Raw genomic sequence first — 25,873 nt, forward strand, 5'->3', positions numbered from 1 at the left:
GTGCCCGGTTCACGCGGTGTCGGTGAGGTCCCGTGGCAGTCCGACGGGCAGCTCGGTCCGCCTGTTGACGTTGAGCTTGCGGTAGGCCCGGGTCAGGTGCTGCTCGACGGTGCTCTCCGTGACATGGAGTTTCCTGCTGATCTCCCTGTTCGTCAGCCCGCGCGAGGCCAGCGTCGCCACCCTCCGCTCGGCGACGCTGAGCACGTCGAGCCCGCCCTTCTCGGTCTCGTCGCTCACGTTCCAGTCGGGCAGCAGCCGCTCGTACAGCACGTTCGCCTGGCAGGCCTTGGCCAGCTGCAGCGCGTGCCTGGTCATCATCCGCGCCCGATCGACCTCGCCCGTCTCCTGCCTGGCCTGGCTGAGCTCGGCGAAGGTCAGCGCCAGCTCGTACCGGTCGCCGCACGCCTGCAGCAGGTCCGCGGACTTGCGCAGGAGCACCAGCCCCTGTTTGACGTCGCTCGCGGCGGCGAGTACGCGCAGGCAGACTCCCTTGACGTTCGCCTCGTCCGCGCCGCTCAGGGCCAGCTCCTCGCGGGCCAGCTCGCGGGCGGCGTCGATTTTCCCCATCCGCACGTAGACCTGCGCCAGGCCGCTGCGCCACGGGATGACCGAGGGGAAGTCCAGACCCCAGTTGCCCGCCAGCATGCCCGCGCTCTGGAAGTCGCCGAGCGCGGCGTGCAGCCGCTCGGTGGTCAGGTAGTAGTGCCCGCGGGCGTGCAGCACCTGCAGCCAGAACCTGGTGTTCCGCATGGAGTCGGCGGGGATCTGCCGGAGCTGGCTCCTGGCCTCGGCGAACTTCCCCATCCGGGTGTTGACGAGGACGAGCTTCGCCATCGGCGAGCCGATGGCGACCCCCCAGCCCTGGGCCGGCAGGATCTCCATCGCCGCGCGGGCGTGCCGCTCGGCCGAGGGCAGGTCGGCGTAGCGCAACGCGATGCCCGCCTGGATGTCCAGCAGGACCGCGCGCCAGGTCGCCGCCCGCCACAGGGCCGCCTCTCCCAGCAGATACTCGCACCAGAAGCTCGCCCGGTCGACGCGCCCGGAGTGGATCAGCACGTGCATGGCGGAGATGACCGCCTCCAGCACGGTGTCGCCGGCCTGGCAGCTCTGCAGCACCAGCTCCGCGTTGTCCACCGTCTCGGGGCTGCCTCCTCGCGTCAGCATCGCCGTCCAGCTCGTGGCCGACCTCTTCTCGGCGCTCACGCCGGACGCGGTGGTGATCACCTGCGGGTACCAGCAGTGCAGCCACTCCAGGGTGGTCCGGTACTCGGCCGCGTCCACGTGGCCGGTCGTCACGTCCAGCCTGGCCAGTACGGCGGCGGCGTCGCGCCAGCGTCCGAACCACACCAGTGCCCTGAGCAGCAGGAGCGCGTCCATGACACTGAGGAGGCCCTTGACGTCCGCCTCCAGCAGCGACTCCAGCTCCTTGACGGCGGCAGCGGTGTTGAGCCGCCACTGCGCGCGGACCAGTTCCGCGGTCAGCGCGGCGGCCCTCACCTCGTCGGCGTGCCGGCTCCGCCTGGCCAGCTCCAGGCAGTCGATCGCCTCCCGCGCGTTGCCCCTGGCGAGCTCCTGCTTCGCCGCGCTCTCCAGGATCGGGACGGCCCACGGCTCGGTCGCCTCTCCCGCCGCGACCAGGTGCCCGGCCGTCTCCAGGTGCGGGGCGTCCTCGTCGTGCAGTATCCCGGCCGCGCGCAGGCGCAGCGGGGCACACTCCTCAGCCGGGATGTCGGCGAGTACGGCGGTACGGGCCCTTTCGTGGCGGAACCTTCCGTCGTCCATGAGCCCGTCCGTCTCCAGCTGTCGCAGCAGCGCCGTGACCGTGGAGGGTTCCGTCTCAAGCAGCTTGGCGATCGTGTCCGGCGTCGCCGACTCCCCCAGCATCGCGGTGGCGCGGGCGGCCCGCAGCAGTTCCGGTTCGCCGCGCTGCAGGCAGGCCAGTACGGCGCGGGCGAAGGCCTGGCACACGACCGCCTCGGCCTTACCGGAGGGCCTCTCGTCGCCGTAGGCCCGGTAGTCGTCGATCAGGGCGCGCACGATGAGCGGATTTCCGCCGCTCAGCCGGTGGAACTCGGCGGCCAGCTCGTGCGCCGCCGGCGACCCCAGCTCGGCTTCGATCAGCCCCTCGACCCCTTCGGGCGAGAGGAGCCGCAGCCTGATCATCCGGAAGTACGGCTGGCGGGCCAGTTCGAGTTCGAGGGGAGAGTGCGCCCTGCTCGGTGTCGCCCGCTCGTTCAGGATCAGGAGCACCCGTGCCGACCGGATCCGGCGCTGCAGGTGGAGGAGGGTCCGCATCGAGGCCTCGTCCGCGAAGTGCACGTCGTCGACGGCTATCACCACCGGACGGTGCCGGGCGAGCCCCAGCAGGGTGGCGCACGCCTCGTGCACCAGGCGCGCCGCCTCCAGCACGTCGCCGTCGGCCCAGGAGGCGAGTTCCTCGTAGACGTCCGACGGCAGGTGCGCGCTGTGGAAGAGCTGTCCGATCACGCCCATCTGCAGAGTGCGTTCCGCGGGCGAGCCGGCGGCGGTCAGGAGCAGCGCCCCCGATCCGACCGCGTGTTGAGCGAAATGATAAATGAGCTCGGTTTTACCGCTTGCCACCCCGCCGCTGACAAGTACTACATGCCCGTCCCCTTCGGCACTTTCTAAGTAGAATTTTCTCAGCTCTTTGGAAATTGCGCCCCGGTCAAACACGTTAATACTCCGACTTCGGTCAGACTTCAGCCCCCAGTGCCTGCCCCGGCATCCCCCGATGCCCGTCACGGTGAATCTACCATCCACCACATACAAGTGTCTAGATATGCAACATAGACCACGCTTCGCGCAGTAATAACTACAAAATGATGCGGTGAAACCGCCGGTCCGGGTAAACAATTGTTTTCATGGGTCTCACACCGGCCCGATGACAAGAATCTGGCACCTGACCTGCGACGTTCGCGAGAGGAATGCCCGGCGCAAGACCGGCGAACCACCCCGTGCCCCCCGGCGCCACGACAACTCCACCCGCCCCGGATAACGCTCCAAAAACATCAGCGACGATGAAACAACTCGTGAATGCCACCCGTCTGCCGCCCATCCGGTGAACGACGAGTTTTCCAGCGTGTTACAGTTGAACATACGGGCTCCACCACACCGGCCGGGCCAATTCCCGGGGACGGCGAAACCCTCTCGGTCACGGCGCCGGAAGAATTCGTGGGCGGCCCTGTGGCCCTCGCCGGGATTTCCCTTCACGTGAACGGTTCCCTTCACGTGACCGGCCGGGCGGCACCTCGCCGAACAGGATGCCGTCGCGCCACGGAGTCCGCGCGCCGCGCGGGTGACCGTGGTGGGCCAGCCGGGCGTCGAGACGCGAGTGCCGGTGGGTGCCGCGCGTGGTGAGGGACCTCTGGTGACGCGAGAGTCTCATCGGCTCGCGTGCCGGCGGGTGGTGCGAGGCCGCGACCGCGGGAACCGTCGTCATCGGCGGACCTCTGCCTCGTCGAGGCTCTCGCGGGGGTCAGAAGTGGGTGTGACGAGCAACTCCGCCGATTCTCCGGCGTGCGGGAAACAGGGCACCTGGATCTCGCTCCTTGGTGAGTAACCTCTCCAAGGTTGCCAGCGGTGCCCCGCGGGGGACAACCCCCTATTTGACCTCTATCCGGGTAGGGGTGTCGGATGCGGAAGTGGACGCCAGACAGTCCGTGACCAGCCGCAGGACCGCGCTCTGGTGCGCGTTGAGATAGAAGTGGCCGCCCGGAAACACCTTCAGCCGGAAATCGGCGCCGGTGTGCTCGCCCCAGGCCTCGGCCTCCTCCAGCGTCACCTTGGGATCGCTGTCACCGACGAGCGCGCGGATGGGGGCCCGCAGGGCGGGGCCGGGGACATACCTGTAGGTCTCGGCCGCCGCGTAGTCCCCTCGGACGGCGGGCAGCACCATGCGGATGATCTCGTCGTCCGCCAGCACGTTGGCGTTGGTGCCTTCGAGGCCGCGGATCTCGGCCAGCAGCTTCTCGTCGTCCAGCAGGTGGAACGTCTCGTCACGCTCACGTGACGGCGCCCGCCGCCCCGAGGCGAACAGCACGGTCACCGCGATCCCCCGCTTCTCCAGCCGCCGGGCGACCTCGAACCCCACGGTCGCGCCCAGGCTGTGACCGAAGAGGGCCAGGGGCCGGTCGGCCCACCCGCTCACGGCCTCGGTCACCGAGTCGGCCAGCTCGGGGACGTTGTCGACACAGGGCTCGCCGCGCCTGTCCTGACGTCCCGGATACTGCACCGCGAGCACCTCGACGGCCGGGGAGAGCGCCCGCGAGACACCGAAGAAATAGCTGGCCGAGGCCCCGGCGTGCGGCAGGCAGACCAGCCGGTGCCCGGCCTGGGGAGCCGGGTGGAACCGGCGGATCCACAGGTCGCTGTCAACGGCGGTGTCCGGCATGGCACGCTCCCTCTTCGTCCGTCTTCTTCGCTCCCACCACGACGGAGGTTCGCGGTGACCATCCGGCCCGGCCGGACCTCCGGAGCGCGAAAATCCGCTTCCGGCACGCCGGAGACGCGTTCCCGACGAGCACGGGCACCGGCTCACACTTCGCGACGGTGAGCGGCGGGCAACGAATTCATCGCGCACCTCCTGGAACGGAGAATAAGCCGGATTGGCGTACACCGGACAACCCCTAGCTTACCCTTATGCCCTTTCTGGATAGTGGATTGCCCTTTCGACAAGAAGGCCGAGCCTATTATCGTTCCCCTCGTCGCGCATATCTAGATGGGGGTACGTGCCATGAAGGGGATCATCCTGGCAGGTGGTTCCGCCACCAGGCTCCATCCGGCCACACTGGTCGTTTCCAAACAACTGCTTCCGGTGAACGACAAGCCGATGATTTACTATCCGCTTTCCGTGCTCATGCTCATCGGCGTACGCGATATTCTGATCATCTCGACGCCCGCCGACGTCCCCCGGTTCGAATCTCTCCTGGGGGACGGATCACAGCTCGGCCTGCGCATCGACTACGCGGTCCAGGACGAGCCCGGTGGCATAGCGCAGGCATTCACCATCGGCGCCGACCATATCGGGAACGACTCTGTCGCGCTGATACTGGGCGACAACATTTTCCACGGCACGGCGTTCTCCGACCTCCTCCTGGAAAAGTCGAAGGACGTGCGCGGGTGTGTGCTCTTCGGCAGCGAGGTACGCGATCCCGAGCGGTACGGTATCGCCGAGATCGACGCCTCCGGCCGGCTCCTGAGCATCGAGGAGAAACCGGCCAGCCCGCGCTCCAACCTGGCGATCACCGGCCTGTACTTCTACGACAACGACGTCGTCGACATCACCAAGAACCTCCGGCCCTCCCCCCGGGGCGAGCTGGAGATCAGCGACGTGAACCAGGTCTACCTGAGCCGCGGCCAGGCGAACCTGGTCGTCCTGGGCCGGGGCTTCGCCTGGCTGGACACCGGCACACCGACCTCGCTCCTTCAGGCCGGCCACTACGTCCAGACCATGGAGGAACGCCAGGGCGTGCGCATCGCCTGCCTGGAGGAGATCGCCCTGCGGATGGGCTTCATCGACGCCGACGCGTGCTACCGGCTCGGCGTCCGGATGTCGAGCTCCGGCTACGGCCGGTACGTCATGGACCTCGCCAGGTCCGCGGGGCTCTCGGCGTCACTGTCATAGCGAAACGGCAACCAGCGAGAGGGAGACGGGCATGTTGGTGACCGAACACGACGTCCTGCCGGGCCTCGGCCGGCTCATCGGCGAGATCACCGGGACACCGGCCTCAGAGATCACCATGGACGAGATCCTCGACCCGGCGTTCCTGGCCGAGATCGTCGTGGCCGCCAAGCACGACTACAACCTCGACCTCACCGACGACGAACGCGGTGGCCTGAAGACCGTCGGCGACCTGGTCGGCCTCATCCTGAGCTGAGATCCGCGGAACGGCTCAGGAGTAGGCGGCGACCATGCCGGTGACGACGCCGACGAGCGAGACGAGCGTGAGGACGCAGCCGAGGACCACCGCCGCGCGCCTGCCGCGACGCGCCCTGAGAACGTACAGGAACACGTACGGCAGGAAGCCCAGCACGCCGACGCCGAGGAACGGCATGGTCAGCGCGGCGAGGACGCCGGAGGTGCCGGTCGGGACGGCGCGGTCGCCCTCGGGGGCGAGCTGGGCGCGCCTGACGTCCCCGGCGGTGGAGTCGGGCGAGGCGTCGACCGGGATCGCGTCGCCGCCGCCGTCGGGCGCGAAACTCCCCTCGCAGTCGTAACGGCCTCGCCCCAGGTCCTCGCACGAGATGACCGTGAGCGTGCCGGGGACGCCGATGGAGCCCGTCGCGAGCTTGAGGCCGGGCACCGCGAACACGAAGGGCAGCACGCCCAGGCCCGTCCAGAGGATCAGCAGGATGGCCATGCCGACCTTCCCCGGCGTGCGGCCGGGACCGGGGGCCGGCGCCGGCTGGAAGGCGTTCGCGATGTCCTCGAAGGCGTTGCTCATGGGGGCAGGATGGGGCACGCCACTTGCGAACCACCTGTTCGTGACTTGTGGCGGACGCTCACGACCCGCACCACTGACTCGCCCCCCGGCGCACCCCCGGGCAGGGCACTCGTACCCCGCGCCCGCGTTTCCCGGCCCGGCGGGCCGATGCCGCCGGGCACCGAGCACCGGGCACCACCGGTACGCGTCGGAAGCCCGGGGCGTCAGGGCCTCGGGCGGGCCGTCACGAGAGGTCCCTGGCCGTCCTGGCCTCGGCCTCCTCGGCGTCCAGCTTGGCGGCCTCCTCGGGAGTGGGCGCGGTGCCACCGAGGTGGCGAGGCTGCCACCAGACGCCCCGAGGGATCTCCGGGTAGCTCCGCTGTGCCTTGTCGAGCATCCCGGCCATGCGCTCGCGCAGGTCGGCGGTGACGGCGTCGTAGTCGTCGCCGCGCTGGGGGTACATGGGCTCGCCGACCTGGATCGTGATCGGCACGTGCCGCTGCAGCAGCTTCTTGGGGTGGCCCTTGGTCCACAGCCGCTGGGTGCCCCACAGGGAGACCGGGATCATCGGCACCTTCGCGCCGACGGCCATCCGGACCGCGCCGTTCTTGATCTCCTTGATCGTGAAGGACCGGCTGATGGTGGCCTCGGCGAACACCCCGACGACCTCTCCGGCCCTGAGCGACTTCAGCGCCGCGCCGAACGCGGCGGCCCCGGCCGCGCGGTCGACCGGGATGTGGTGCATGCCGCGCATCAGCGGGCCGGAGATCCGGTGGTCGAAGACCTCCTTCTTCGCCATGAAACGCACCAGGCGCCCGGCCGGGCGCGCGGCCCACCCGGCGAAGATGAAGTCGAGATAGCTGATGTGGTTGCTGACCAGCACGGCCCCGCCGGTCCGCGGGATGTGCTCGGCGCCCTCGACAGTGATCTTGAGGTCCAGCGCGCGGAACACGGTCAACGCCGCCCCGATGACCGGGGGGTACACGATCTCAGCCATGGCTGAACCGTACCTCAGCTCTCCGCCCGGCCCGACCTCCCGTTCCTTCCCGCACCCCCCTCGCGCGGACGGAACCCCGGTGCCCCCGGAACGCCCCCTCCAGCCCCCCGCGTATGGCCGACCCCGGCGTGGATCAGCGGGGGCCGGTCGCGGGTTCCCTCCGGCCACCGGGCGACCTCGGCGAGACCCGTCCGGTCCCGTACGGTGACCGCCTCGCGGCCGAGGCCCCGGGCGATCGGGGTCTCCTCGACCGAGCGGTTCGAAGCCCGGGAGGAGAGGGCTTCCTCGGCCGATGCTTGCCATCACCCGCGAACAGGGCGAGTTTGGGAACTGTGAAAAAGCTCATCAACGAGGTCGAGTCAGTCGTTCCCGATGCGCTGCGCGGCGTCGCGGCGGCCCATCCCGGGCTGCGGGTGGACGTGGACAACCAGATCGTGTTCCGGGCCTCGGGTCCTCGGCCGGGCAAGGTGGGGCTGGTGTCCGGCGGCGGGTCGGGGCACGAGCCGCTGCACGCCGGATTCGTGGGGTACGGCATGCTCGACGCGGCCTGCGCCGGTGAGATCTTCACCTCTCCCGTACCCGACCAGATGATCGAGGCCACCGCGGCGGTGGACGGCGGGGCGGGGGTCCTGCACATCGTGAAGAACTACACGGGCGACGTGCTGAACTTCCAGATGGCCGCCGAGCTGAGCGGCGAGGAGGGGGTGCGGGTGGAGAGCGTGCTGGTCGACGACGACGTGGCCGTCCGCGACTCCCTCTACACGGCGGGGCGCAGGGGCACCGGCGCCACGCTGTTCGTCGAGAAGATCGCCGGGGCGATGGCCGAGACCGGCGCGCCGTTGACCGAGGTCGCGCGGGTGGCCAGGGAGGTCAACGCCCGCAGCCGCTCCTTCGGGGTCGCGCTGAGCCCCTGCACCACGCCCGCGGCGGGCATGCCCACCTTCGACCTCGCCGACACCGAGATCGAGCTGGGTATCGGCATCCACGGCGAGCCCGGCCGGACGCGCTCGGCCATGCGCCCGGCCCGCGAGCTGGTCCACCTGGCGATGGACGCGATCCACGAGGACCTGCCGATCTCCGGCGACACCCTCGTCATGGTGAACGGCATGGGCGGCACACCGCTGATCGAGCTGTACATCGCCTACGCGGCCGTCGTGGACCACCTGGCGGAGAAGGGCGCGCGGGCGGCGCGGAACCTCGTCGGCGGCTACGTGACGAGCCTCGACATGCAGGGGTTCTCGATCACGGTCTGCCAGTTGAACGAGGAGCTCACCCGGCTGTGGGACGCCCCCGTCGAGACCCCCGCCCTGCGCTGGGGCCGCTGATGACCTCCGACGCGGACGCCACCCCGCGCACCGATCCGCACACCAACTCACACACCGGCCCGGATACCGGGACACACACCGACACGGACGACGCTGAGATGAAGACCGCGATGGACACCGCCCTTTTCACCGCCTGGATCGAGGAGACCGCCAGGACCGTCGCCGCCGAGAGGGAGCGGCTGACCGGCCTGGACGCCGCGATCGGCGACGCCGACCACGGGGCCAACCTCGACCGGGGCCTCACCGCGGTCACCACAGCGCTGGCCGCCGGGGAACCCGGCACCCCGGGAGCGCTGCTGGTGCTGGTGGGCAACACCCTGATCCGCAAGGTCGGCGGGGCGTCCGGCCCCCTGTACGGCACGGCGTTCCGAGAGGCGGGCAAGACGCTGGGCGACACCCCCGAGGTGTCCGTCGCGCGGCTCCACGCCGCCCTGGAGGCCGGGCTCGCCGGAGTACGGAAGCTGGGGTCGGCGGCCGAGGGCGACAAGACCATGGTGGACGCCCTCGCCCCGGCCGTACGGGCACTGGAGCAGGCCGTACGGGACGGGAAGGACCCGGCGGAGGCGATCGGCGCCGCGGCGTCGGCGGCCCGTACCGGATCCGAGGCGACGATCCCGATGCAGGCCCGCAAGGGGCGGGCCAGCTATCTCGGGCCGCGCAGCGTGGGCCACGAGGACCCCGGCGCCGCCTCCACCGCGCTCATCCTCTCCGCCCTGCACACGGTGACGGCGCGATGACCCACCTCCCCGCTCCCGTACGAGCTCCCGTGCGAGCCTCCGCGTGAACCGCCCCGTGGTAGGCATCGTCCTCATCTCGCACAGCGGCCCGCTGGCGGCCGAGGTGGCGCTGCTGGCCTCGCAGATCGGCGGCACGAACGTGCCACTGGCCGCCGCGGGCGGCACCGAGGACGGCGGCCTCGGGACCAGTCCCGACCTGGTGGCGGCGGCGATCGAGGAGGTGGACCGGGGAGAGGGGGTGATCCTCATCCCCGACCTGGGAAGCTCGGTGCTCACCGCCCGGCTCTTCGCGGACGAGCGTGTGCTGATCGCCGACGTGCCGTTCGTGGAGGGGACCATCTCGGCCGTCGTGTCGGCGGGCACCGGCTGTTCACTGCGGGCCGTGCTCGCGGCGGCCGAGGAGGCGAGGACCTACCGCAAACTCTGACGCGGAAACCCCCGCCCCCCGGGGAGAGCGGAGGTTTCCGGCGTACGCGCGAGACCGGACCGGTCGGCGCGGACCGAGACTCCGGCGTACACGCGAGACCAGGCCGGTCGCTACGAACCGAAACTCCGATGCGCGCGAGACCGGACCGGACGGCACGGACCGAGACTCCGGCGTGCGCGCGAGGCGGGGTCAGCGCGTGGCCAGCAGGCCCTCCAGCAGGCCGAGGACGGCCTGGACCGGCGGGGGCGTGGTCCCGAACTCCACGTCGGTCCCGCTGACGGAGTCCATCACCGTGACCGAGCTCTGCGGCAGCCCCCAGCGCTCACCGCCGTCGTGCCCCACGCCGACCTCGATACCCGCGAAGGTGACGTACTCCCAGTTCTTGAGCTCCCTCCTGAGCGCCTCGTGGCCGCGTACGGTGGCCCACTCGGCGACGGCCGCGAGGATGTCGCTGAGCGTGTTCTCGCGCTCCTTCAGGTCTCCGGACTGGAGTTCCTCGATCAGGCGGTCCAGCTCGGCGCGCTGGGCGAGGAGTGCGTTGAGGTCGCTCATAGGGGGCCTTTCGGGGAGGTGAGAGGTATGCGGGTGGGAGCGGCGCGTTCTCTGGAAGGTCGTTCACGAGAGGATCGGGCCTCCACCCGGGCAGACCCCCGCCGCGATCCGCGAGCTGCCGGAGGCTTCGCCGACCATTGGAGAGGACATTGCCGTCATGCGTCACATAATGGTGCCGTACGACCCCACCCTGCGTCGATCCGTCACGATGGAATCCTCACGCTCAGAGGCATCGGGCATCGGGACGCGCCCTTCGTACCGTCGTCGCGCGGGTCAGGGTACGGCGTCGCGAGCGCGGCCGGTGAGATCGAGATACTCCTCGCGGCTCAGCGCCCGGACCTCGAAGCCGAGCCCGCCCCGCGCGGCGAAGCGGTGCGCGTCCTCCAGCGGCCACGGGCCGGGCAGGTGGCGGACGGGCCTTCCTTCGCCGTCCATCACGAAGAGCCCGGACAGGTTCTCATGGCGGTAGGCCATCAGGGCGCTCGCGCAGCTCAGGTCGGGCCCGATCTCCATGTCGTCGGAGACCATCCGCGGGCCGAGCCGGACGCTCAGCGTCCTGCCGCGTGACACGAAAAGGTACGGTCCCCCGGGCGGCCCGAGCGCGGCGCCGCGCCGGATGCGCCAGGTGTGCCACACCTGCCGCACGGGCTTCAGGACGACGAGCAGGGGAGCGAAGAAGACCGCCAGCCACTTGGCGTCCAGCAGGTCCAGCAGCGTCCCGCCCAGCGCGGACAGCCCCCGCCACACGAACCAGCCGCCCGTCGTGACGACATAGGCCATCGCGAACAGCCCGGCCGTCCCCGCGCAGACCGCGACGGTCTTCTTCGCCCTGGACATCCGGGGAACCTCCAGCCCGGTGAGGCGCGTCCAGCCAAGGGCGCGCCTGCTCAGCGTGGTACGCACCCTCTTCGACGGCGACGTCAGGGCGTCGCGCACGGGGAGTTTCCGCCCGGCCGCGAAGACGGCCACCTCATGGGCCGGCCACCCGCCGGGGAGGTCGGCGAGCACCAGCCCGTCGGCGTCGAGCACGGCCAGCCCGGTGAGGAAGCGCGACTCCTTCTTCCGCCCGGAGACGAACACCCGGCGCTCGTACCGGTAGTGGTAGAGGGCGGCGGGCGCGAGCCGCAGCGAACGCCCGGACACCGGATCCGTCGCGACCAGCGTCCCGCCGTTCCAGCCGAGGGTGGTCGCCGGGCGGGGCGCACCCTCCAGCGCCCCCTCGTACGGCCGGAGCTCGCCGGACACCTCGTCGTACGGCCGGAGCCGGAGCGCCACCTCGTGAGGAGAGTGGTCGCCACGCACCGGAAGTCCCGCGTCCGCCGTGGTGCGCCACCCCCGCGCCCGGGTCCCGAGGTTGGCGCGCCCCTCCGACTCCGTGGCGTAGGGCCGATACTCGAAGGTCAGCCCGGCGTCCTCGGCGAACGCCTCCACCAGATGCCGGGGCCTGGCCCCCGGGGAGTCGAGCATGATCCTTCCCCCGACGTCCAGGATCGCGACCCCGTAGACGACCCCGGTCTCGCGGGGAAGGCGGTACAGGATCAGACCTGCCGCGCGTTCCTCACCGGTGAGCGGCAACCGGATCGGATGACGACCGGGCACCTCCACGACGAGACAACCGCCGTTCACCCTCATCTGACACCCGCCCCCGGCGAGCACCCGCGTCGCGCCTATCGCTACCCCCGTCTCCCCCGCTTCGAAAAGCCCCCATTTCCAGAAACGACGGATAAAGCAAACATAAAGTTCCAGGAACAGGGACGTGGAATGACACCGGGAGGCGAGGAGGAGGGCTCCGTACCATGGTGGCCATGGCGGGAGAACGAGATCTTGCGAGATTGCTGCGGAGCATGCGCCCGCTGTTGCGTCCCGGGCCCTACGTTTTCGCCACGGTGCGGGGCGAGCCGCCGCGCGGGGTCACCCCGGTGGTGACCGTGACCGAAGATGAGGGAACGACCCTCGTCCTCCCCCGGGAACAGGCCGACGCGGCCGGGCTGGCCTACGACTACGTGGCCGCTTGGATCACCCTGCGCGTGCACTCGGCCCTGGAATCCGTCGGCCTGACCGCGGCCGTCGCCACCGAACTGGCACGAGCTGGTGTGAGCTGCAACGTCGTGGCGGGTTACTACCACGATCACCTGTTCGTCCCCTTCGAGCGAGCCACGGAGGCGGTGGCCGCGTTGGAGCACCTCGCGGCCGGAGCCGAACCCGATGCCGGACATGGAATCGCCCGGAAGGACACGTAAACACCGCGAGGCGGCGAATCCGGGGTTTCGGGCCGCGTTTACCACCGTTTCCCTATGAATCGACCATGTCGTCCGTGCTGTTCAGCGCGTCGCGCCCCTACTTGTAGCGGAAGTAGACGAAGAGGCGGCCGTGGTTCTTGGCGTCCTTGTCGATGCGGTGGTAGAGGGCCTTGATCTCCTTCTGCTCCAGGAAGCGCAGGACCTTCTTCTTCAGCTGGCCCGAGCCCTTGCCGGGGATGATCTCGACCTCGGTGGCCTTCTTCCTGATGGCCTCGTCGATGATGCCCCGCAGCGCCTTGTCGATCTCCCCGCCCTTGTTGTAGAGGGGGTGTAGATCAAGCTTGAGCTTCAACCGGGCCTCCCGCGTCTCAGGTGAGGCCAGTTTACGCGCGGCCGAACGCCCCGCCTTCGCGGCGGTCGCGCCCTCTCCCCCAGCCGCGCTCGCCCCGCTCCCCGGTCGCGCCCGCTCCCCCCGCCGCGCTCGCCCCGCTCCCCCGCTCGCCTCCGCTCCCCCGGTCGCGTCCTCCTCGCGGCCGTGGATAACGCGGGTACGGAGACGCCCGAGCCGCGGAGGTACGAGAACACCGCCGAGTCTGCAATCAAATTTGACCAATTCCCGCGATGATTGTGTCAATTTCACGATCTAGGCAAACAAATGGTCTCTAGTTAGGCTCCTTGTCATGATCGGCCGCCCTTACCGGGTGGCCGATCGCGTGTCACCCGACGGGGAGGGTCGCGCCCTCCCAGGCATGCCTTGCCCCAGGCGTGCGGGTGGCCTCCCCTCCCTGCCAGGTGAGCGGTTCATGCGTGCCTACAGGGAGGTCTCGTTGACCAGAAAGCCCTACTCACCAAGGATCAGACGCGTGGCGGTACTCGCCGCCGGCGTCGGGCTCGTCGCGGCGATGGCGCCGCCGGCGAGCGCGGATCCCACCCCCACCCCCACGCCGTCCACCAAGTGGACGGCGACTCCCCTGACCGGGGGTGAGCCGGTCCAGGGCGCGAAGTCTCCCACCGGCAAACTCGCCCGGAGTGACGAGGGGCTGCTGAAGTCGACCTCGGGCGCCACGGTCAACGTGATGGTCAAGCTCGACTACGACTCTTTCGCCGCCTATCAGGGTGGCCTCGAAGGGCTTCCCGCGACGAGTCCGGCGAAGACCGGAAAGGCCCTCGATATCAAAAGCGGCGACGCGCGGAAATACCAGCGACACATCGAGGACGTCGAGAACACCTTCCTCGCCGAACTGGCCAGGAACGTGCCAGGCGCCAAGGCGGGCCAGAAGCTGCGGACCGTCTACGGCGGCATCGCGCTGCGCGTCCCCGCCAACAAGGCGGCCGCGCTGCTGAAGCTGCCCGGTGTGGCCGCCGTCCAGGAGGACAAGCCCGAGCAGCTGCTCACCGACTCCAGCCCCGCGTTCATCGGAGCGCCCACGATCTACAGCAAGCTGGGCGGCAGCTCCTCGTCGGGCAAGGGCGTCATCGTCGGCATCCTGGACTCCGGCGCCTGGCCCGAGCACCCCCAGTTCGCCGACCCCGGCACGCTGCCCGCCGTCCCCGCGACCAAGGACGGCACGCCGCGCGTCTGCGACTTCGGCGACAACCCGCTGACCCCGGCGGCCGACCCGTTCGCCTGCAATCGGAAGATCATCGGCGGCGCCCCGTTCCTGGACACCTACAACGAGGTAAACAACGAAGGAGGAGTCCCCACCGAGACCTTCTCGGACAGCGCCCGCGACTCCAACGGTCACGGCACCCACACCGCGACGACCTCGGCGGGCGGCCCGGTGGCCGACACGAACCCGCTCGGCATCAGCCGGGGCCCGATCCACGGCATCGCCCCGGCGGCGCACGTGTCGGTCTACAAGGTCTGCGGCGAGGTCGGCTGCTATCCCTCCGACGCCTCCCAGGCGGTCGGCCGGGCCATCCTCGACGGCGTCCGCGTGATCAACTTCTCGATCTCCGGCGGCACCTCCCCCTACAGCGACCCGGTGGAGCTGGCCTTCCTCGACGCGTACTCGGCGGGCGTGCTCGTCTCGGCCTCGGCGGGCAACGCCGGTCCCGGCGCGGCGACCGTGAACCACGTCAGCCCGTGGGTGACCACGGTGGCGGCCTCCACGCAGACCAGGACCTTCCAGTCGACGATCACGCTGACCGGTTCCGGCGGCGCGACGGCCACGGTGAAGGGCGCCTCCATCACCCCGGGCATCGCCTCCGCGCTGCCGGTGGTGCGGGCCTCGGCTCCGCCGTACTCCGACCCGCTCTGCACCACCCCCGCTCCCCCGGGCCTGTTCACCGGGAAGATCGTCGTCTGTGAGCGCGGCCCCAACCGGGTCCTGAAGGGCTTCAACGTCCGGCAGGGCGGCGCGGCCGGGATGATCCTGTACAACGCCACCCCGCTCGACGTGATGACGGACAACCACTGGCTCCCCTCGGTCCACATCGACAAGCCCGAGGGGGACGCCCTGCTGACGTTCCTGGCGGCGAACCCCGGCGCGACGGCCTCGTTCACCCAGGGCACCAAGGCCTCCTGGCAGGGCGACGCGATCACCACGTTCTCCTCGCGCGGCCCCGGCGGCGACTTCCTCAAGCCGGACGTCACCGCCCCCGGCCTGCACATCCTGGCCGGGCAGACACCGTTCCTGGAGGGTCCGGCCGGTGGCCCGCAGGGCAACCTGTACCAGGTCATCTCGGGCACCTCGATGTCGTCGCCGCACGTCGCGGGCTCCGCGGCCCTGCTGTTCGCGCTGCACCCGACCTGGACACCGGGCCAGGTGAAGTCCGCGCTGGAGACCACGGCCAAGACCTCGGTCACCAAGCAGGACCGCGTCACCCCGGCCGACCCGTTCGACACCGGCGGCGGGCGCGTCGACCTGACCAAGGCCGGCGACCCCGGCCTGACCCTGGACGAGACGGGCGAGAACTTCGCGGCCTCGGCCAACGACCCGCTGAACCGCATCGACCTGAACCTGCCGTCGGTGAACGCCCCGATCATGCCGGGTCTCATCACCGCCAAGCGGACGTTCACCAACGTCACGGACAAGACGCTCACCTTCACCGCCACGGGCACGACCGTGAGCGGCGCGAACATCACGGTGCTGCCGCCGCTGTTCAGCGTGAAGGCGGGCAAGAGCGTCAAGCTCAGCGTGGTGATCACCGCACCGGACCTGCCCGAGGGCCAGTACTTCGGCCAGGTGAACCTCAAGCAGGTGGGCGGCTCGCGCAACCTGCACCTGCCGGTCGCGTTCGTCCGCAAGGAGGGCGCCATCCCGGTGGACCAGACCTGCGCACCGGCCACCATCCCGCGCAACACCGGCGAGTCCACCTGCACGGTCACCGTGCAGAACGACACCCTTGAGGACGCCGAGGTCACGGCGGTGAGCACGCTGGACGGCAGGCTGCGCCTGAACTCGGTGACCGGCGCCACCAAGGTCGGTTCCCAGATCGCGACGACGAAGACCACCCTCGCGGCCAGGCAACCGGACAGGCCGGGCATCGCCCCGGGCACCGGTCCGGCACCGTACCTGCCGCTGGACGCCTTCGGCATCGCGCCGACGCCGATCGGCGACGAGCAGGCGCTCAACTTCACCGTCCCCGCGTTCCAGTACGCGGGCAGGACCTACACCAGGCTCGGTGTCACCTCCAACGGTTACACGGTCGCCGGGGGAACGTCGGGTTCGGCCGACGTCTCGTTCCAGCCGCAGACCCTGCCCGACCCCGCGGTCCCGAACAACGTGCTCGCCACCTACTGGACCGACCTGGACGGCACCGGCGCGCCGGGCGTCTACGCCGGCACGCTGACCGACGGCGTCAACGACTGGCTCGTCATCGAGTGGCGGGTCAACCTCTTCGGCACGAACGACACCAAGGTGTTCCAGCAGTGGATCGGCCTGAACGGGACCGAGGACATCACCTACGTCTACGACTCGGCCAACCTGCCCGGTGATCCTCCGGCGGGCTACGGCCTGACCGTGGGCGCGGAGAACGCCGACGGCACCGCGGGCGGCCAGATCAGCGGCCCGCCGACCGAGGACCTCCGGGTGTCCAGCACGCCCGGCGCCCCGGGAGGCAGCCTGAGCTACACGATGAAGATCAAGGGCGTCAGTCCCGGGGTCGGGACGGTGACGACGGGTACCTCGACACCGCAGGTCAAGGGCGTGACGATCGAGGTGGACAGGATAACCGTGCAGTGACGTGATGATCCCCGCCCTTCGGGGCGGGGATCATCACCCGTGCTCACGCCGAAGGCTTCCCGCTTCGCGGTCGCGCCCCCGGGTTGGTCGTCGCGGGTTTCCGGCGGCCAACCCGGGCGGGGCGATCTCGCGGCCCCGGGGCGGACGCCCGGGAAAGCCGGGCTCAGCGGTGAAGGTAGTCGACCAGGTGGGCCTTCTCGGTCTCCAGCGCCTCGATGGCGCTCTTGACCACGTCGCCGATGCTCACGATCCCGGCCAGCCGGCCGGCGTGTACGACCGGCACGTGCCGGATGCGGTGCGTGGTCATGGTCTGGCGGAGGTCGTCGACGTTGGCGTCCGGCGGGCAGGTGCGGACCTCGGTCGTCATGATGGACGACACCGGGTCGTCCAGCACACCGGCGCCGCGGTCGTGCAGCCGCCGCACGACGTCGCGCTCGGAGACGATGCCCGCGATGGACGAGCCGTCCTCCGACACCACCACGGCGCCGATGTTCTTCTCGGCCAGAATGGCGAGGAGCGCGGTGACCGTCGCGTCCGGGCGGACGGTCGCCACCTCCGCTCCCTTGCCTTGCAGAATCGTACCGATCAGCATTGACACCACCTCGGTTCAGCCTGGCGCGGGTATCCCCTACCTTTGCCCTTTTGTGCCGCCCGCTAAGCGCCGGAAGGAGCAAAGTGTGGATTGTCGGGCGATGGGCGTCAGCCGCACGCGCCGAGGGCCCGCGAGGGCGAGGACCTGACCTGGGTGGCGGTGCTGCTCCGTAACCCGCCGGGGTGCGGGCCGCACCGCTCCGGGCTAGCGTGTCGGCATCCAGAAGACCACCGCGCCCGGGGACACGATGACCCAGAAGCTCAACACCGGCAGCCACGACCTGCCGGTCTCCGACGCCCTCGCCGCGTTCATGACCACCGGCTGGGCCGACACGCACCGCGACGACCTGGCCCCGCTGCCGCAGGCCGCCTACACCGCCAAGCGGCGGGCCGCGCTCGCCGCCCGCTTTCCCGGCGAGCGGCTGATCGTCCCGTCCGGCACGCTCAAGGCGCGCAGCAACGACAGCGACCACCGGTTCCGGGCGCACAGCGCCTTCGCCTACCTCACCGGCGACCAGGAGCCCGACGACGTGCTGGTCGTCGAGCCCTCCGGGGAGGCCACGCTGTTCCTGCGCCCCCGCTCGCCGCGGTCGGCACCGGGACAGGCGGGGCAGGAGTTCTACCGCGACCGCCGCTACGGCGAGTTCTGGGTGGGCCGCCGTCCCGACCTGGCCGAGGCGGAGGCTCTCCACCAGATCGCCTGCGCGCCGATCGACAAGCTGGACGACGCGCTCGGCGGCCCCGCGCGGGTGCTGCGCGGGGTGGACGCGTCCGTCGACGGACGGGTCTCGCCCGGCGGCGGTGACGACGAGCTGGAGACGTTCCTGTCCGAGATGCGGCTGGTCAAGGACGAGTGGGAGATCGCCGAGTTGCAGTTCTCCGTCGACGCGACCACGCGCGGGTTCGAGGACGTGGCGCGGGCCCTGCCCGCCGCCCTGGGGCACCGGCGCGGCGAGCGCTACCTGGAGGGGGTCTTCGGCCTCCGCGCCCGCCTGGAGGGCAACGCGGTCGGCTACGACAGCATCGTGGCCTCCGGCGCCAACGCGTGCGTGCTGCACTGGATCCGCAACGACGGGCGGCTGGACGCGAACGGGCTGCTGCTCCTCGACGCGGGCGTGGAGACCGACCACCTCTACACCGCCGACATCACCAGGACCCTCCCGCTGTCCGGGCGCTTCAGCCCGGTCCAACGCCAGGTCTACGAGCTGGTGTACGAGGCCCAGGAGGCGGCGATCGCCACCCTGCGCCCCGGTGCGAGCTTCCGCGACTTCCACCGCGCGGCCATGCGGGTCATCGCGGAGGGACTGCACGACTGGGGCGTGCTGAAGATCGGCGCGGACGAGGCGATGGAGCCGGAGAGCGGCCTGTACCGCCGCTACACGCTGTGCAGCAGCGGCCACATGCTCGGCATGGACGTGCACGACTGCGCCAGGTCCCGCGCGGAGGTCTACCTGGACGGCGTGCTGGAGGAAGGACAGGTGCTGACCGTCGAGCCCGGCCTCTACCTGCAGCCGGACGACCTGACGCTGCCGCCGGAGCTGCGCGGCATCGGTGTGCGCATCGAGGACGACCTCGTCGTCACCGCCGACGGCGCCCGTCTCATGTCGGCCGGGCTGCCCCGCCACCCGGACGAGGTGGAGCGGTGGATGGGAGACTCAGGTCTCGCGGGCTGAGCGGCCGGGGGTGGGGTCGAGGAAGACCTGCGTCACCGGGGGGAAGCGCTCCTTGAGCGTGCGTTCCACCCGATCGGCGGCCCGTTCCAGCCCCGCCCCCGTGGTGTCGTCCACGAAGTCGACGCGGGCCGCGACCAGGATCTCGCCGGGTCCCAGCATCATGGTGAGGAGCTCGACCACGTTCTCGACCTCGGGCAGGGCGGCGATCTCCTGCCTGATCCGTTCCGTCAGCCCCTCGGGCGCGGACTGGCCGATCAGCAGGGAGACGTTGGCGCGGATGAGGTGGATCGCGACCCACAGGAGCAGCAGGCCGATCACCACGGAGGCGGCCCCGTCCCAGACGGACGAGCCGGTCAGCTGGTAGGCCAGCAGTCCGGCCGCGGCGATCAGCAGTCCGGCCAGGGCGGCCGCGTCCTCGAAGAGCACGGCCTTCAGCGCCGTGTCGGAGGTCCTGGCGACGTAGGAGTGCGGGCTCACGTCGTGGCGGCGGGCCTCCCCCCGCACCTGTGAGAGGGCCTTGCGGAACGAGATCCCCTCGATCACGAACGAGACCGCGAGGACCACGTACGAGATCGTCAGGTCGGTGAGCCTCTCCCCGGTGAGGATCTCGTGTACCCCGTGGGTGATGGAGAATCCGGCTCCGCCGATGAGGGTGGCGAAGGCCGCCATCAGCGCCCAGAAGAACCCCGCCTTGCCGTAGCCGAACGGGTGCCGCGCGTCGGCGGGATGCCCACTCCTGCGCACCGCGACGAACAGCAGGGCCTCGGTGACGGTGTCCGCGGCCGAGTGGGCGGCCTCGGACAGCATCGCCGACGAGCCGCTGAACAGCCCGGCGACCAGCTTGGCCACCGCGATCGCGAGGTTGGCCAGACCGGCCACGATCACCGTGGAGAGGCTTTCCGAACCACCCCCGTCGGCATCCGTCCCGTTTTCCGTAATTTCCGGCATGCGGTTACTTTATGTGCACTTAATCCCTTATCTCCCAGTAATGGCGCCACAGATCCCGCCTGGTCACCGAGGTGGGACCCGCGGCGGGGAAACGTACGGGTTCCGCCACGTCGCCACGCCACTACCATGAGCGATCGGCGCCTTCTGAGGTAGATTCTGATCTATGACCCTGAAGCAAGCCCCGCCCGGCGAGCGGAGTGGCCGGCTGGGGGACGGACCCGTCGCAGTCGCGACCACACGCGCGGTGAACGAAAGTGGTGAGCGACCGGTGAACGACCAGGAGCCCCGCTGGCTGTCCTCCGTCGAGCAACGGGCATGGCGCGCCCACCTCGCCGCGCACAGGCTCCTCGACCATCGCCTCGACCGTGAGCTCCAGCCCTTCGGGCTCTCGGTCAACGACTACGAGATCCTGGTGAACCTGTCGGAGATCCCCGGTCACCGCATGCGGATGAGCGATCTGGCGGAGGCCACGATCCAGTCCCGCAGCCGCCTGTCACACCAGATCTCCCGGATGGAGGCCGCCGGTCTGGTCGCCAGGGAGACCTGCGCCGACGACCGGCGCGGCACCTTCGCCGTCCTCACCGAGCACGGCTGGGCCACCATCCAGAAGGTCGCGCCACACCACGTGGCCAGTGTGCGCCGGCATTTCATCGACCTGCTCACCGACGAGCAGCTGACCGAGCTGGAGGCGGCGTACGCACCGGTGGTGGAGCACCTCAAGAGCATCCGCTGACACGAACCCCCGGGGACGTCCAGGAGCCTTCCGCCGGCGCGAAACCGACGGGTGGAGCCCTCGAAGGTACCCTCCGACGCGAAACCGATACCGGTCGTTCCTCGTTAGTAGACCGGAGTGTCGTTACGATCCGCCCATGTCTGCTCGCCGGATCCTCATCACCGCGGTGATCGCCGCGGCCTTCCTGGTCACCGCGTGCAGCGGCGGTGGTGCCTCCGACGGCACGACGGCCCTCCCCAACGGAGCCGAGCTGGTCAGGAAGTCCGCGGACGCGACGCGCGCCGTGAAGTCCGCCGCCTTCTCGATGGAGACCGAGGGCACCCCGCCCGTACCGGTCAAGAAGGCCTCCGGCCGTCTCAGCGGGACCGGCGACGCGGACGGCACCCTCCAGATCGACGTGATGGGCAGCCTCCAGGAGATCAACTTCGTGTTGGTCGGGGAGACCGTCCACTTCAAGGGGGTGACCGGCGGCTTCCAGCAGATGTCGCGGAGCCAGCTGGCGGCGATCTACGACCCGTCCGCCATCCTCAACCCGGAGAAGGGCGTCGTACAGCTGCTGACCAACGCGCTGGACGCGAAGACCCAGGCGGCGGAGAAGCTGGGCGGCGTCGACACCTACCGGGTCTCGGCGACGCTCTCCCAGCAGGTGCTCGCCACGATGGTGCCCGGTCTCGCGCAGAGCGTCGACGCCGTGCTCTGGATCGACAAGGCCACCAACCGGCTGCTCAAGGCGGACCTGCCCCTGACCGGAGGCAAGGTGATCGTGGCCTTCAGCGACTACGACGTGCCGGTCCAGGTCACCGCTCCGGCGGAGTGACGGTGACCCGCACCGCCCCGGGGAACGCCCCCCGGGCCCGGCGGCGGACCGCCCTCGGCGTCGGTGGCACCGCGGTGCTACTCGCCGCCCTGGACGCGTACGTCGTGGTGACCGTCCTCGTCGACATCGCCAGGGACGTCGACGTCCCCCTCAACCACCTGGAGCGGGCCACCCCGATCGTCACCGGCTTCCTGCTCGGCTACGTCGCCGCCATGCCGCTGCTGGGCCAGCTCTCCGACCGGTACGGCAGGCGCCCGCTCATCCACCTGTGCCTGGCGGGCTTCGCCGTGGGCTCGGTCGTCACCGCGCTGGGCGAGACGGTGGCCTGGCTGGTCGCGGGCCGGACCGTGCAGGGGGTGGCGGGCGGCGCGCTGCTGCCCATCACCATGGCCCTGATCGGAGACCTGTGGGACGAGGACGAGCGCCCGACGGCGCTCGGCGCGGTGGGATCGGCCCAGGAGCTCGGCAGCGTGCTGGGTCCCCTGTACGGCGCGGCCCTCGCCGCCCTGGTCCCGGCCGGCCTCCAGGTCGGCGGCGTGCAGCTCGGCGGCTGGCGGTCGATCTTCTGGCTGAACCTCCCGCTGGTGGCCCTGGCCGCGGTCGCCGTGCAACGGTCGGTGCCGGCGCCCGCCCGCGACCGGGCCCGCGAGACGGGAAGGCGCGTCGACGTGGTCGGCGGGCTGCTGCTCGCGCTCGCGCTCGGCCTGCTCGTCGCCGGTCTCTACAACCCCGACCCGGGCAGGGCGGTCCTCCCTCCGTGGGGCATGCCCATGATCGTCGCCGGGGTCGGGTCCGGTGCCGCGTTCGTCGCGTGGGAGTGGCGCTCCAGGACCCGGCTGATCGACATGACGGGGGTGTCGCGCGGCCCGTTCCTCGCCACGCTCGGGGTGAGCTTCCTGACCGGCGCCGCGCTGCTGGTCACCCTGGTCGACGTGCAGCTGTCGGCGCAGACGCTGCTGGGCCTCGACGCCCTGGACGGCGCCCTGCTGCTGTCGCGCTTCCTCGTCGCGCTCTCGGTGGCCGCGCTGGTGGGCGGTCTCATGGCCCGCCGCTACGGCGAGCGCGCGGTGACGGTGATCGGGCTCGCGGTGGCCACGGCCGGGTACGCGCGCATCGGCCAGTGGCCCCTGGATCTGGCCTCGGCCGGATATCGCGTGGACGCCGACCTGGTCGTCGCCGGCCTGGGCCTCGGCCTGGTGATCGCCCCGGTCTCCTCCGCGGTGCTGCGGGCCGTACCCGCCGTCCAGCACGGGATCGCCTCGGCCGCGGTGGTCGTGGCCCGGATGATGGGCATGCTGCTCGGTGTCGCCGCGCTGTCGGCGTGGGGCTTCCACCGCTTCCAGTCGCTCACCGCCGACCTGGACACGCCGCTGCCCTTCGGCGTGGACCCCGTCGTTTACGCCGGGCGGCTCGCCGAGTACCAGAAGGCGGTGAAGGCGGCGCTGCACACCGAGTACAGCGAGATCTTCCTGATCACGGCCGTCCTGTGCGGGGTGGGGGTGCTGGTCGCGCTGATGCTGCCCCGCGGGTCCGGGCGGGTGGACGGGGCCTGACCCACCCGGCCCGGACCTGACACGGGACCGGGCCGGGCGCGGGACCGGGCCGGGCCGCGGAGATCAGCTGAAGTAGCGCAGCCACACGTACACCCACGCCATGAGCGTGCTCAGCACCGTCACCACGATGCCGTACTTGGTGAACTGCCAGAAGCTGATCGGATGCCCCGTCCGCGCCGCGATCCCGATCGCGACCACGTTCGCGCTCGCCGCCACCGCCGTACCGTTGCCGCCGAAGTCGGCGCCCAGCGCGAACGCCCACCACAGCGCCTGCCCGGTCGCCGGGTCGGGTGCCTGCGCCACGATCCCCTCGACGACCGGCGCCATCGTCGCCACGTACGGGATGTTGTCGAAGAACGCCCCCAGCACGCTGGAGCCGAACAGCAGCGACGTCGCCGCGAGGAAGTAGTCGTCGCCGACCACGTCGATCGCCCACGTCCCCACCGTCTCGATCACGCCGGTGTTGACCAGGCCCGCGACCATCACGAACAGCCCCGCGAAGAACACCAGCGTCGGCCACTCGACCTCCGACAGCACCTCGGAGACCGGTATCCGCGACAGCAGGAGCATCACCCCCGCCCCCACCAGGGCCACGATGGACGGCTCGATGTGCAGCACCGCGTGCAGCCCGAAGCCCGCCACCACCACGGCGAGCACCACCAGGCACCGTACGAGCAGGCGGGGATCGGTGATCGCCCGCCGCTCCTGCAGGGCCATCACCGCGGAGACGCGCTCGGGGTTGTACCGGAAGGAGCCTTTGAACAGCACCCTGGTCAGCAGGACGAACACGATGAAGACGACGACCACGATGGGCGCCATGTGCGCCAGGAAGTCGTTGAACGTCAGCCCCGCCCTGCTGCCGATGATGATGTTGGGCGGGTCCCCGATGAGGGTGGCCGCACCGCCGATGTTGGAGGCCAGCACCTCCGCGATCAGGTAGGGCTGGGCCGGGATCCGCAGCCGGTCGCACACGACCACCGTGACCGGCGCCACCAGCATGATCGTGGTGACGTTGTCGAGGAAGGGCGAGGCGATGGCGGTGATCACCATCAGCATGACCATGAGCCGGTACGGGTCGCCCTTGGACCGCTTGGCCGCCCAGATCGCCAGGTAGTCGAAGACCCCCGTCTGCTTGATGATCCCTACGATGATCATCATCCCGAGCAGCAGGAAGATGACGTTCCAGTCGATGCCCTCGTGCTCGGAGAAGAAGACCTCGGAGCCCGGTATCAGCCCCAGGACCGCCATCACACCCGCGGCGACGAGCACCACCTTGACCTTGTCGGCCTTCTCGGTGGCGATGAAGTAGAACGCGACCAGAAAGATCGTTAGGGCGAGCAGGGCGCTCAAGGCTCACCGAGGCCGAAGACGGCCAGGCTGGTGAGGAGCCGCTCCAGGGTGATCGCCCCGGCCAGCGAGGCGTCCCGGGCGACCACGGCCACGATCGGGCTGCGCGTCCTCGCCATCAGCGCGGCCACCTCCAGCAGGTTCGCACCCGTGGGAACGGTCACCGGCCTGGCGGGATCGCGCGGCAGGCAGTCGCCGACCGTGCGGTTGCCCAGGTCCTGCCAGAACTGGTCGGCGTAGGCCTCGTCGATGGTCCTGGCCAGGGCGGGATCCTCCTGGTAGGAACCGGGCACGGCCAGCCGCAGCACCTGGGTGCCGGGGAGCACCAGCCGGGGCCGCGAGAGATCGTCCACGATGACGAGCCCCGGCAGGCGACCGATCACCATGACCCTTACCGCCTTCGCGACGGAGTCACGCGTGGTGACCGTCGGGAGGTTCACCGCGATGTCGCGCGCTTGCATGGCACCTTCCCGTCGGGTGAGGTGGCGTATCGCGGGTGGTGTGCTCACGAAGCCCCTCCTGTGATTCCTGTGGTCTCTGTGATTCCTGTGGTTCCTGTGGTTCTCAGGGCTCCGGCGATGTCGGCCATCCGTCGTTCGAGGGTGGCGAGCCTGTCGTCCACCGACCGGCTGTGCAGGACCTGGGCGATCTGGTCCGCCTCGCCCCGCTCCAGTGCGATGGCGTGCGACGGCTCGTCTCCCGCGCCGTACACCAGGAGCCGCCGGGAGCCGTCGTCCTCCACCATGACCGCCAGATGCCGGCCGTCCCGGGTGGCGAAGTGGACCAGGGTTCCCCTGCCGGGCACGGTCGTGCGGGTGACGTCCATATCGGCGATCACTCCCTTCCGCTCGTGGCCGCCGTCACGACGCGAGCCGTTCCGCCCAGCGGATCAGGTCCTCCCTGCGCCGCACCTCGACACGGGCGATCGCCACCAGCACCACCTCGACACCCCAGTGGCGGGTCCCGTCGCCGTGGCCGCGGACCGGATCGACCCGCCTGGGCAGCTGGGACAGGTCGCGTTTCCCGACGTAGCGGCGGATCTCCGCCTCGGCGGCGGCCAGTTTGGCGGCGCCCGGCGAGCCCGGGTAGGAGGCACACGCCGGCGGGTCGGCGACGAAGGCCCTGGCCGCCGCGTTGACCGTGATCGTGACGCCGTCACGAGTGACGGCGTCCAGCCAGAGAATGCCGACATCGCTCGTACCCATCGCCCTCTCCCGTCTGCCGGTGTCCGCCGTTCCTCCATCCCATCGGCGCCGCCGCTTCGCCGCCATCGGGGCCGGCACCCATCTGAGCAGGGGTGGAA

General features: G+C 70.5%; 24 protein-coding genes. 11 read left to right on the forward strand and 13 right to left on the reverse strand.

Annotated features, from left to right (window positions below):
• Positions 1 to 9: 9 nt before the first annotated feature.
• Both ABD817_RS06230 and ABD817_RS06235 read right to left on the reverse strand, forming a co-directional pair.
• Positions 10 to 2,784: an ATP-binding protein gene (locus tag ABD817_RS06230; RefSeq protein ID WP_344917194.1), complete on the reverse strand. Its 2,775-nt coding sequence runs from the start codon at positions 2,782 to 2,784 to the stop codon at positions 10 to 12.
• Between the two features lie 838 nt (positions 2,785 to 3,622).
• Complete coding sequence (locus ABD817_RS06235) at positions 3,623 to 4,411, reverse strand: thioesterase II family protein (RefSeq protein ID WP_344915922.1); 789 nt, start codon at positions 4,409 to 4,411, stop codon at positions 3,623 to 3,625.
• Between the two features lie 342 nt (positions 4,412 to 4,753).
• Here ABD817_RS06235 and rfbA point away from each other — a divergent pair, with 342 nt between their 5' ends.
• Both rfbA and ABD817_RS06245 read left to right on the forward strand, forming a co-directional pair.
• A complete protein-coding gene (rfbA, locus tag ABD817_RS06240) occupies positions 4,754 to 5,644 on the forward strand; it encodes a glucose-1-phosphate thymidylyltransferase RfbA (protein ID WP_344915924.1) in 891 nt (296 codons plus the stop codon).
• Positions 5,645 to 5,675: 31 nt separating this feature from the next.
• Positions 5,676 to 5,897: an acyl carrier protein gene (locus ABD817_RS06245; protein ID WP_344915926.1), complete on the forward strand. Its 222-nt coding sequence runs from the start codon at positions 5,676 to 5,678 to the stop codon at positions 5,895 to 5,897.
• Positions 5,898 to 5,912: 15 nt separating this feature from the next.
• On the opposite strand, the gene ABD817_RS06250 is transcribed toward ABD817_RS06245, so the two are convergent.
• Both ABD817_RS06250 and ABD817_RS06255 read right to left on the reverse strand, forming a co-directional pair.
• Positions 5,913 to 6,464, reverse strand: coding sequence for a hypothetical protein (locus ABD817_RS06250; RefSeq protein ID WP_344915927.1), 552 nt, complete (start codon positions 6,462 to 6,464; stop codon positions 5,913 to 5,915).
• A gap of 223 nt (positions 6,465 to 6,687) precedes the next feature.
• A complete protein-coding gene (locus tag ABD817_RS06255) occupies positions 6,688 to 7,440 on the reverse strand; it encodes a lysophospholipid acyltransferase family protein (RefSeq protein ID WP_344915929.1) in 753 nt (250 codons plus the stop codon).
• Positions 7,441 to 7,772: 332 nt separating this feature from the next.
• On the opposite strand from ABD817_RS06255, the gene dhaK reads away from it, so the two are divergent.
• Genes dhaK through ABD817_RS06270 form a run of 3 tightly spaced genes read left to right on the forward strand, consistent with a single transcriptional unit; the run spans position 7,773 to position 9,929 of the window.
• A complete protein-coding gene (gene dhaK / locus ABD817_RS06260) occupies positions 7,773 to 8,765 on the forward strand; it encodes a dihydroxyacetone kinase subunit DhaK (protein WP_344915930.1) in 993 nt (330 codons plus the stop codon).
• Entirely contained in the window at positions 8,765 to 9,502 is a 738-nt protein-coding gene (dhaL, locus tag ABD817_RS06265; protein ID WP_344915932.1) for a dihydroxyacetone kinase subunit DhaL, read from the forward strand. Before dhaK ends, dhaL begins: the two co-directional genes overlap by 1 nt.
• Positions 9,503 to 9,545: 43 nt before the next feature.
• Positions 9,546 to 9,929, forward strand: coding sequence for a PTS-dependent dihydroxyacetone kinase phosphotransferase subunit DhaM (locus ABD817_RS06270; RefSeq protein ID WP_344915934.1), 384 nt, complete (start codon positions 9,546 to 9,548; stop codon positions 9,927 to 9,929).
• A gap of 189 nt (positions 9,930 to 10,118) precedes the next feature.
• Here the strand turns inward: ABD817_RS06270 and ABD817_RS06275 are convergent, their stop codons facing one another.
• Both ABD817_RS06275 and ABD817_RS06280 read right to left on the reverse strand, forming a co-directional pair.
• On the reverse strand, positions 10,119 to 10,481 hold the full coding sequence (locus tag ABD817_RS06275; RefSeq protein WP_344915936.1) for a hypothetical protein: 363 nt from the start codon (positions 10,479 to 10,481) through the stop codon (positions 10,119 to 10,121).
• 273 nt (positions 10,482 to 10,754) lie between these two features.
• Positions 10,755 to 12,113: a hypothetical protein gene (locus ABD817_RS06280; protein ID WP_344915937.1), complete on the reverse strand. Its 1,359-nt coding sequence runs from the start codon at positions 12,111 to 12,113 to the stop codon at positions 10,755 to 10,757.
• A gap of 173 nt (positions 12,114 to 12,286) precedes the next feature.
• On the opposite strand from ABD817_RS06280, the gene ABD817_RS06285 reads away from it, so the two are divergent.
• Positions 12,287 to 12,721 carry an ACT domain-containing protein gene (locus ABD817_RS06285; protein ID WP_344915938.1) on the forward strand — a complete coding sequence of 145 codons (435 nt, stop codon included), beginning with the start codon at positions 12,287 to 12,289 and terminating at the stop codon, positions 12,719 to 12,721.
• Between the two features lie 97 nt (positions 12,722 to 12,818).
• On the opposite strand, the gene ABD817_RS06290 is transcribed toward ABD817_RS06285, so the two are convergent.
• Positions 12,819 to 13,073 carry a Smr/MutS family protein gene (locus ABD817_RS06290; protein WP_329093428.1) on the reverse strand — a complete coding sequence of 85 codons (255 nt, stop codon included), beginning with the start codon at positions 13,071 to 13,073 and terminating at the stop codon, positions 12,819 to 12,821.
• 511 nt (positions 13,074 to 13,584) lie between these two features.
• Between ABD817_RS06290 and ABD817_RS06295 the strand changes: the two genes are divergently transcribed.
• On the forward strand, positions 13,585 to 16,908 hold the full coding sequence (locus ABD817_RS06295) for a S8 family serine peptidase (RefSeq protein ID WP_344915940.1): 3,324 nt from the start codon (positions 13,585 to 13,587) through the stop codon (positions 16,906 to 16,908).
• A gap of 163 nt (positions 16,909 to 17,071) precedes the next feature.
• Here ABD817_RS06295 and ABD817_RS06300 read toward each other — a convergent pair whose 3' ends face one another.
• Positions 17,072 to 17,500, reverse strand: coding sequence for a CBS domain-containing protein (locus ABD817_RS06300; RefSeq protein ID WP_344915942.1), 429 nt, complete (start codon positions 17,498 to 17,500; stop codon positions 17,072 to 17,074).
• Positions 17,501 to 17,747: 247 nt separating this feature from the next.
• On the opposite strand from ABD817_RS06300, the gene ABD817_RS06305 reads away from it, so the two are divergent.
• Positions 17,748 to 19,172 (forward strand): aminopeptidase P family protein, encoded by a 1,425-nt coding sequence (locus tag ABD817_RS06305; RefSeq protein WP_344915943.1) that lies wholly within the window; start codon positions 17,748 to 17,750, stop codon positions 19,170 to 19,172.
• Here ABD817_RS06305 and ABD817_RS06310 read toward each other — a convergent pair.
• A complete protein-coding gene (locus tag ABD817_RS06310; RefSeq protein ID WP_344915945.1) occupies positions 19,155 to 20,120 on the reverse strand; it encodes a cation diffusion facilitator family transporter in 966 nt (321 codons plus the stop codon). The two genes, ABD817_RS06305 and ABD817_RS06310, sit on opposite strands and share 18 nt — an antisense overlap.
• A gap of 268 nt (positions 20,121 to 20,388) precedes the next feature.
• Between ABD817_RS06310 and ABD817_RS06315 the strand changes: the two genes are divergently transcribed.
• The 3 genes from ABD817_RS06315 to ABD817_RS06325 all read left to right on the forward strand — a co-directional run bounded on the left by ABD817_RS06315 (position 20,389) and on the right by ABD817_RS06325 (position 23,223).
• Entirely contained in the window at positions 20,389 to 20,853 is a 465-nt protein-coding gene (locus tag ABD817_RS06315) for a MarR family winged helix-turn-helix transcriptional regulator (protein WP_344915947.1), read from the forward strand.
• Positions 20,854 to 20,989: 136 nt separating this feature from the next.
• Complete coding sequence (locus ABD817_RS06320) at positions 20,990 to 21,670, forward strand: LppX_LprAFG lipoprotein (RefSeq protein ID WP_344915949.1); 681 nt, start codon at positions 20,990 to 20,992, stop codon at positions 21,668 to 21,670.
• 2 nt (positions 21,671 to 21,672) lie between these two features.
• The gene (locus ABD817_RS06325; RefSeq protein ID WP_344915951.1) at positions 21,673 to 23,223 is read left to right on the forward strand and encodes an MFS transporter; all 1,551 of its coding nucleotides are present in this window, start codon (positions 21,673 to 21,675) and stop codon (positions 23,221 to 23,223) included.
• A 63-nt stretch (positions 23,224 to 23,286) separates the two neighbouring features.
• Here the strand turns inward: ABD817_RS06325 and ABD817_RS06330 are convergent, their stop codons facing one another.
• The 4 genes from ABD817_RS06330 to ABD817_RS06345 are packed head-to-tail and all read right to left on the reverse strand — an operon-like array spanning position 23,287 to position 25,775.
• Positions 23,287 to 24,573 carry an ArsB/NhaD family transporter gene (locus ABD817_RS06330; RefSeq protein WP_344915954.1) on the reverse strand — a complete coding sequence of 429 codons (1,287 nt, stop codon included), beginning with the start codon at positions 24,571 to 24,573 and terminating at the stop codon, positions 23,287 to 23,289.
• A complete protein-coding gene (locus ABD817_RS06335; protein ID WP_344915956.1) occupies positions 24,570 to 25,031 on the reverse strand; it encodes a CBS domain-containing protein in 462 nt (153 codons plus the stop codon). Before ABD817_RS06335 ends, ABD817_RS06330 begins: the two co-directional genes overlap by 4 nt.
• A 44-nt stretch (positions 25,032 to 25,075) precedes the next feature.
• Positions 25,076 to 25,396, reverse strand: a complete 321-nt coding sequence (locus tag ABD817_RS06340; RefSeq protein ID WP_344915958.1) for a cation:proton antiporter regulatory subunit — start codon at positions 25,394 to 25,396, stop codon at positions 25,076 to 25,078.
• A 34-nt stretch (positions 25,397 to 25,430) separates the two neighbouring features.
• Positions 25,431 to 25,775 carry an SPFH domain-containing protein gene (locus ABD817_RS06345; protein ID WP_344915961.1) on the reverse strand — a complete coding sequence of 115 codons (345 nt, stop codon included), beginning with the start codon at positions 25,773 to 25,775 and terminating at the stop codon, positions 25,431 to 25,433.
• Between the last annotated feature and the right edge of the window lie 98 nt (positions 25,776 to 25,873).

The organism is Streptosporangium oxazolinicum (assembly GCF_039537505.1).
Classification (GTDB): domain Bacteria; phylum Actinomycetota; class Actinomycetes; order Streptosporangiales; family Streptosporangiaceae; genus Streptosporangium; species Streptosporangium oxazolinicum.

Bases quoted from the DNA above. Each gene is read 5' to 3' on its own strand.
- ABD817_RS06280 (WP_344915937.1), bottom strand. From the start codon at position 12,113: ATGAGGGTGAACGGCGGTTGTCTCGTCGTGGAGGTGCCCGGTCGTCAT.
- ABD817_RS06245 (WP_344915926.1), top strand. From the start codon at position 5,676: ATGTTGGTGACCGAACACGACGTCCTGCCGGGCCTCGGCCGGCTCATC.
- ABD817_RS06250 (WP_344915927.1), bottom strand. From the start codon at position 6,464: ATGAGCAACGCCTTCGAGGACATCGCGAACGCCTTCCAGCCGGCGCCG.
- ABD817_RS06275 (WP_344915936.1), bottom strand. From the start codon at position 10,481: ATGAGCGACCTCAACGCACTCCTCGCCCAGCGCGCCGAGCTGGACCGC.
- dhaL (WP_344915932.1), top strand. From the start codon at position 8,765: ATGACCTCCGACGCGGACGCCACCCCGCGCACCGATCCGCACACCAAC.
- ABD817_RS06300 (WP_344915942.1), bottom strand. From the start codon at position 17,500: ATGCTGATCGGTACGATTCTGCAAGGCAAGGGAGCGGAGGTGGCGACC.
- ABD817_RS06335 (WP_344915956.1), bottom strand. From the start codon at position 25,031: ATGCAAGCGCGCGACATCGCGGTGAACCTCCCGACGGTCACCACGCGT.
- ABD817_RS06305 (WP_344915943.1), top strand. From the start codon at position 17,748: ATGACCCAGAAGCTCAACACCGGCAGCCACGACCTGCCGGTCTCCGAC.
- ABD817_RS06320 (WP_344915949.1), top strand. From the start codon at position 20,990: ATGTCTGCTCGCCGGATCCTCATCACCGCGGTGATCGCCGCGGCCTTC.
- ABD817_RS06235 (WP_344915922.1), bottom strand. From the start codon at position 4,411: ATGCCGGACACCGCCGTTGACAGCGACCTGTGGATCCGCCGGTTCCAC.
- rfbA (WP_344915924.1), top strand. From the start codon at position 4,754: ATGAAGGGGATCATCCTGGCAGGTGGTTCCGCCACCAGGCTCCATCCG.
- ABD817_RS06255 (WP_344915929.1), bottom strand. From the start codon at position 7,440: ATGGCTGAGATCGTGTACCCCCCGGTCATCGGGGCGGCGTTGACCGTG.
- ABD817_RS06340 (WP_344915958.1), bottom strand. From the start codon at position 25,396: ATGGACGTCACCCGCACGACCGTGCCCGGCAGGGGAACCCTGGTCCAC.
- ABD817_RS06285 (WP_344915938.1), top strand. From the start codon at position 12,287: ATGGCGGGAGAACGAGATCTTGCGAGATTGCTGCGGAGCATGCGCCCG.
- ABD817_RS06310 (WP_344915945.1), bottom strand. From the start codon at position 20,120: ATGCCGGAAATTACGGAAAACGGGACGGATGCCGACGGGGGTGGTTCG.
- ABD817_RS06345 (WP_344915961.1), bottom strand. From the start codon at position 25,775: ATGGGTACGAGCGATGTCGGCATTCTCTGGCTGGACGCCGTCACTCGT.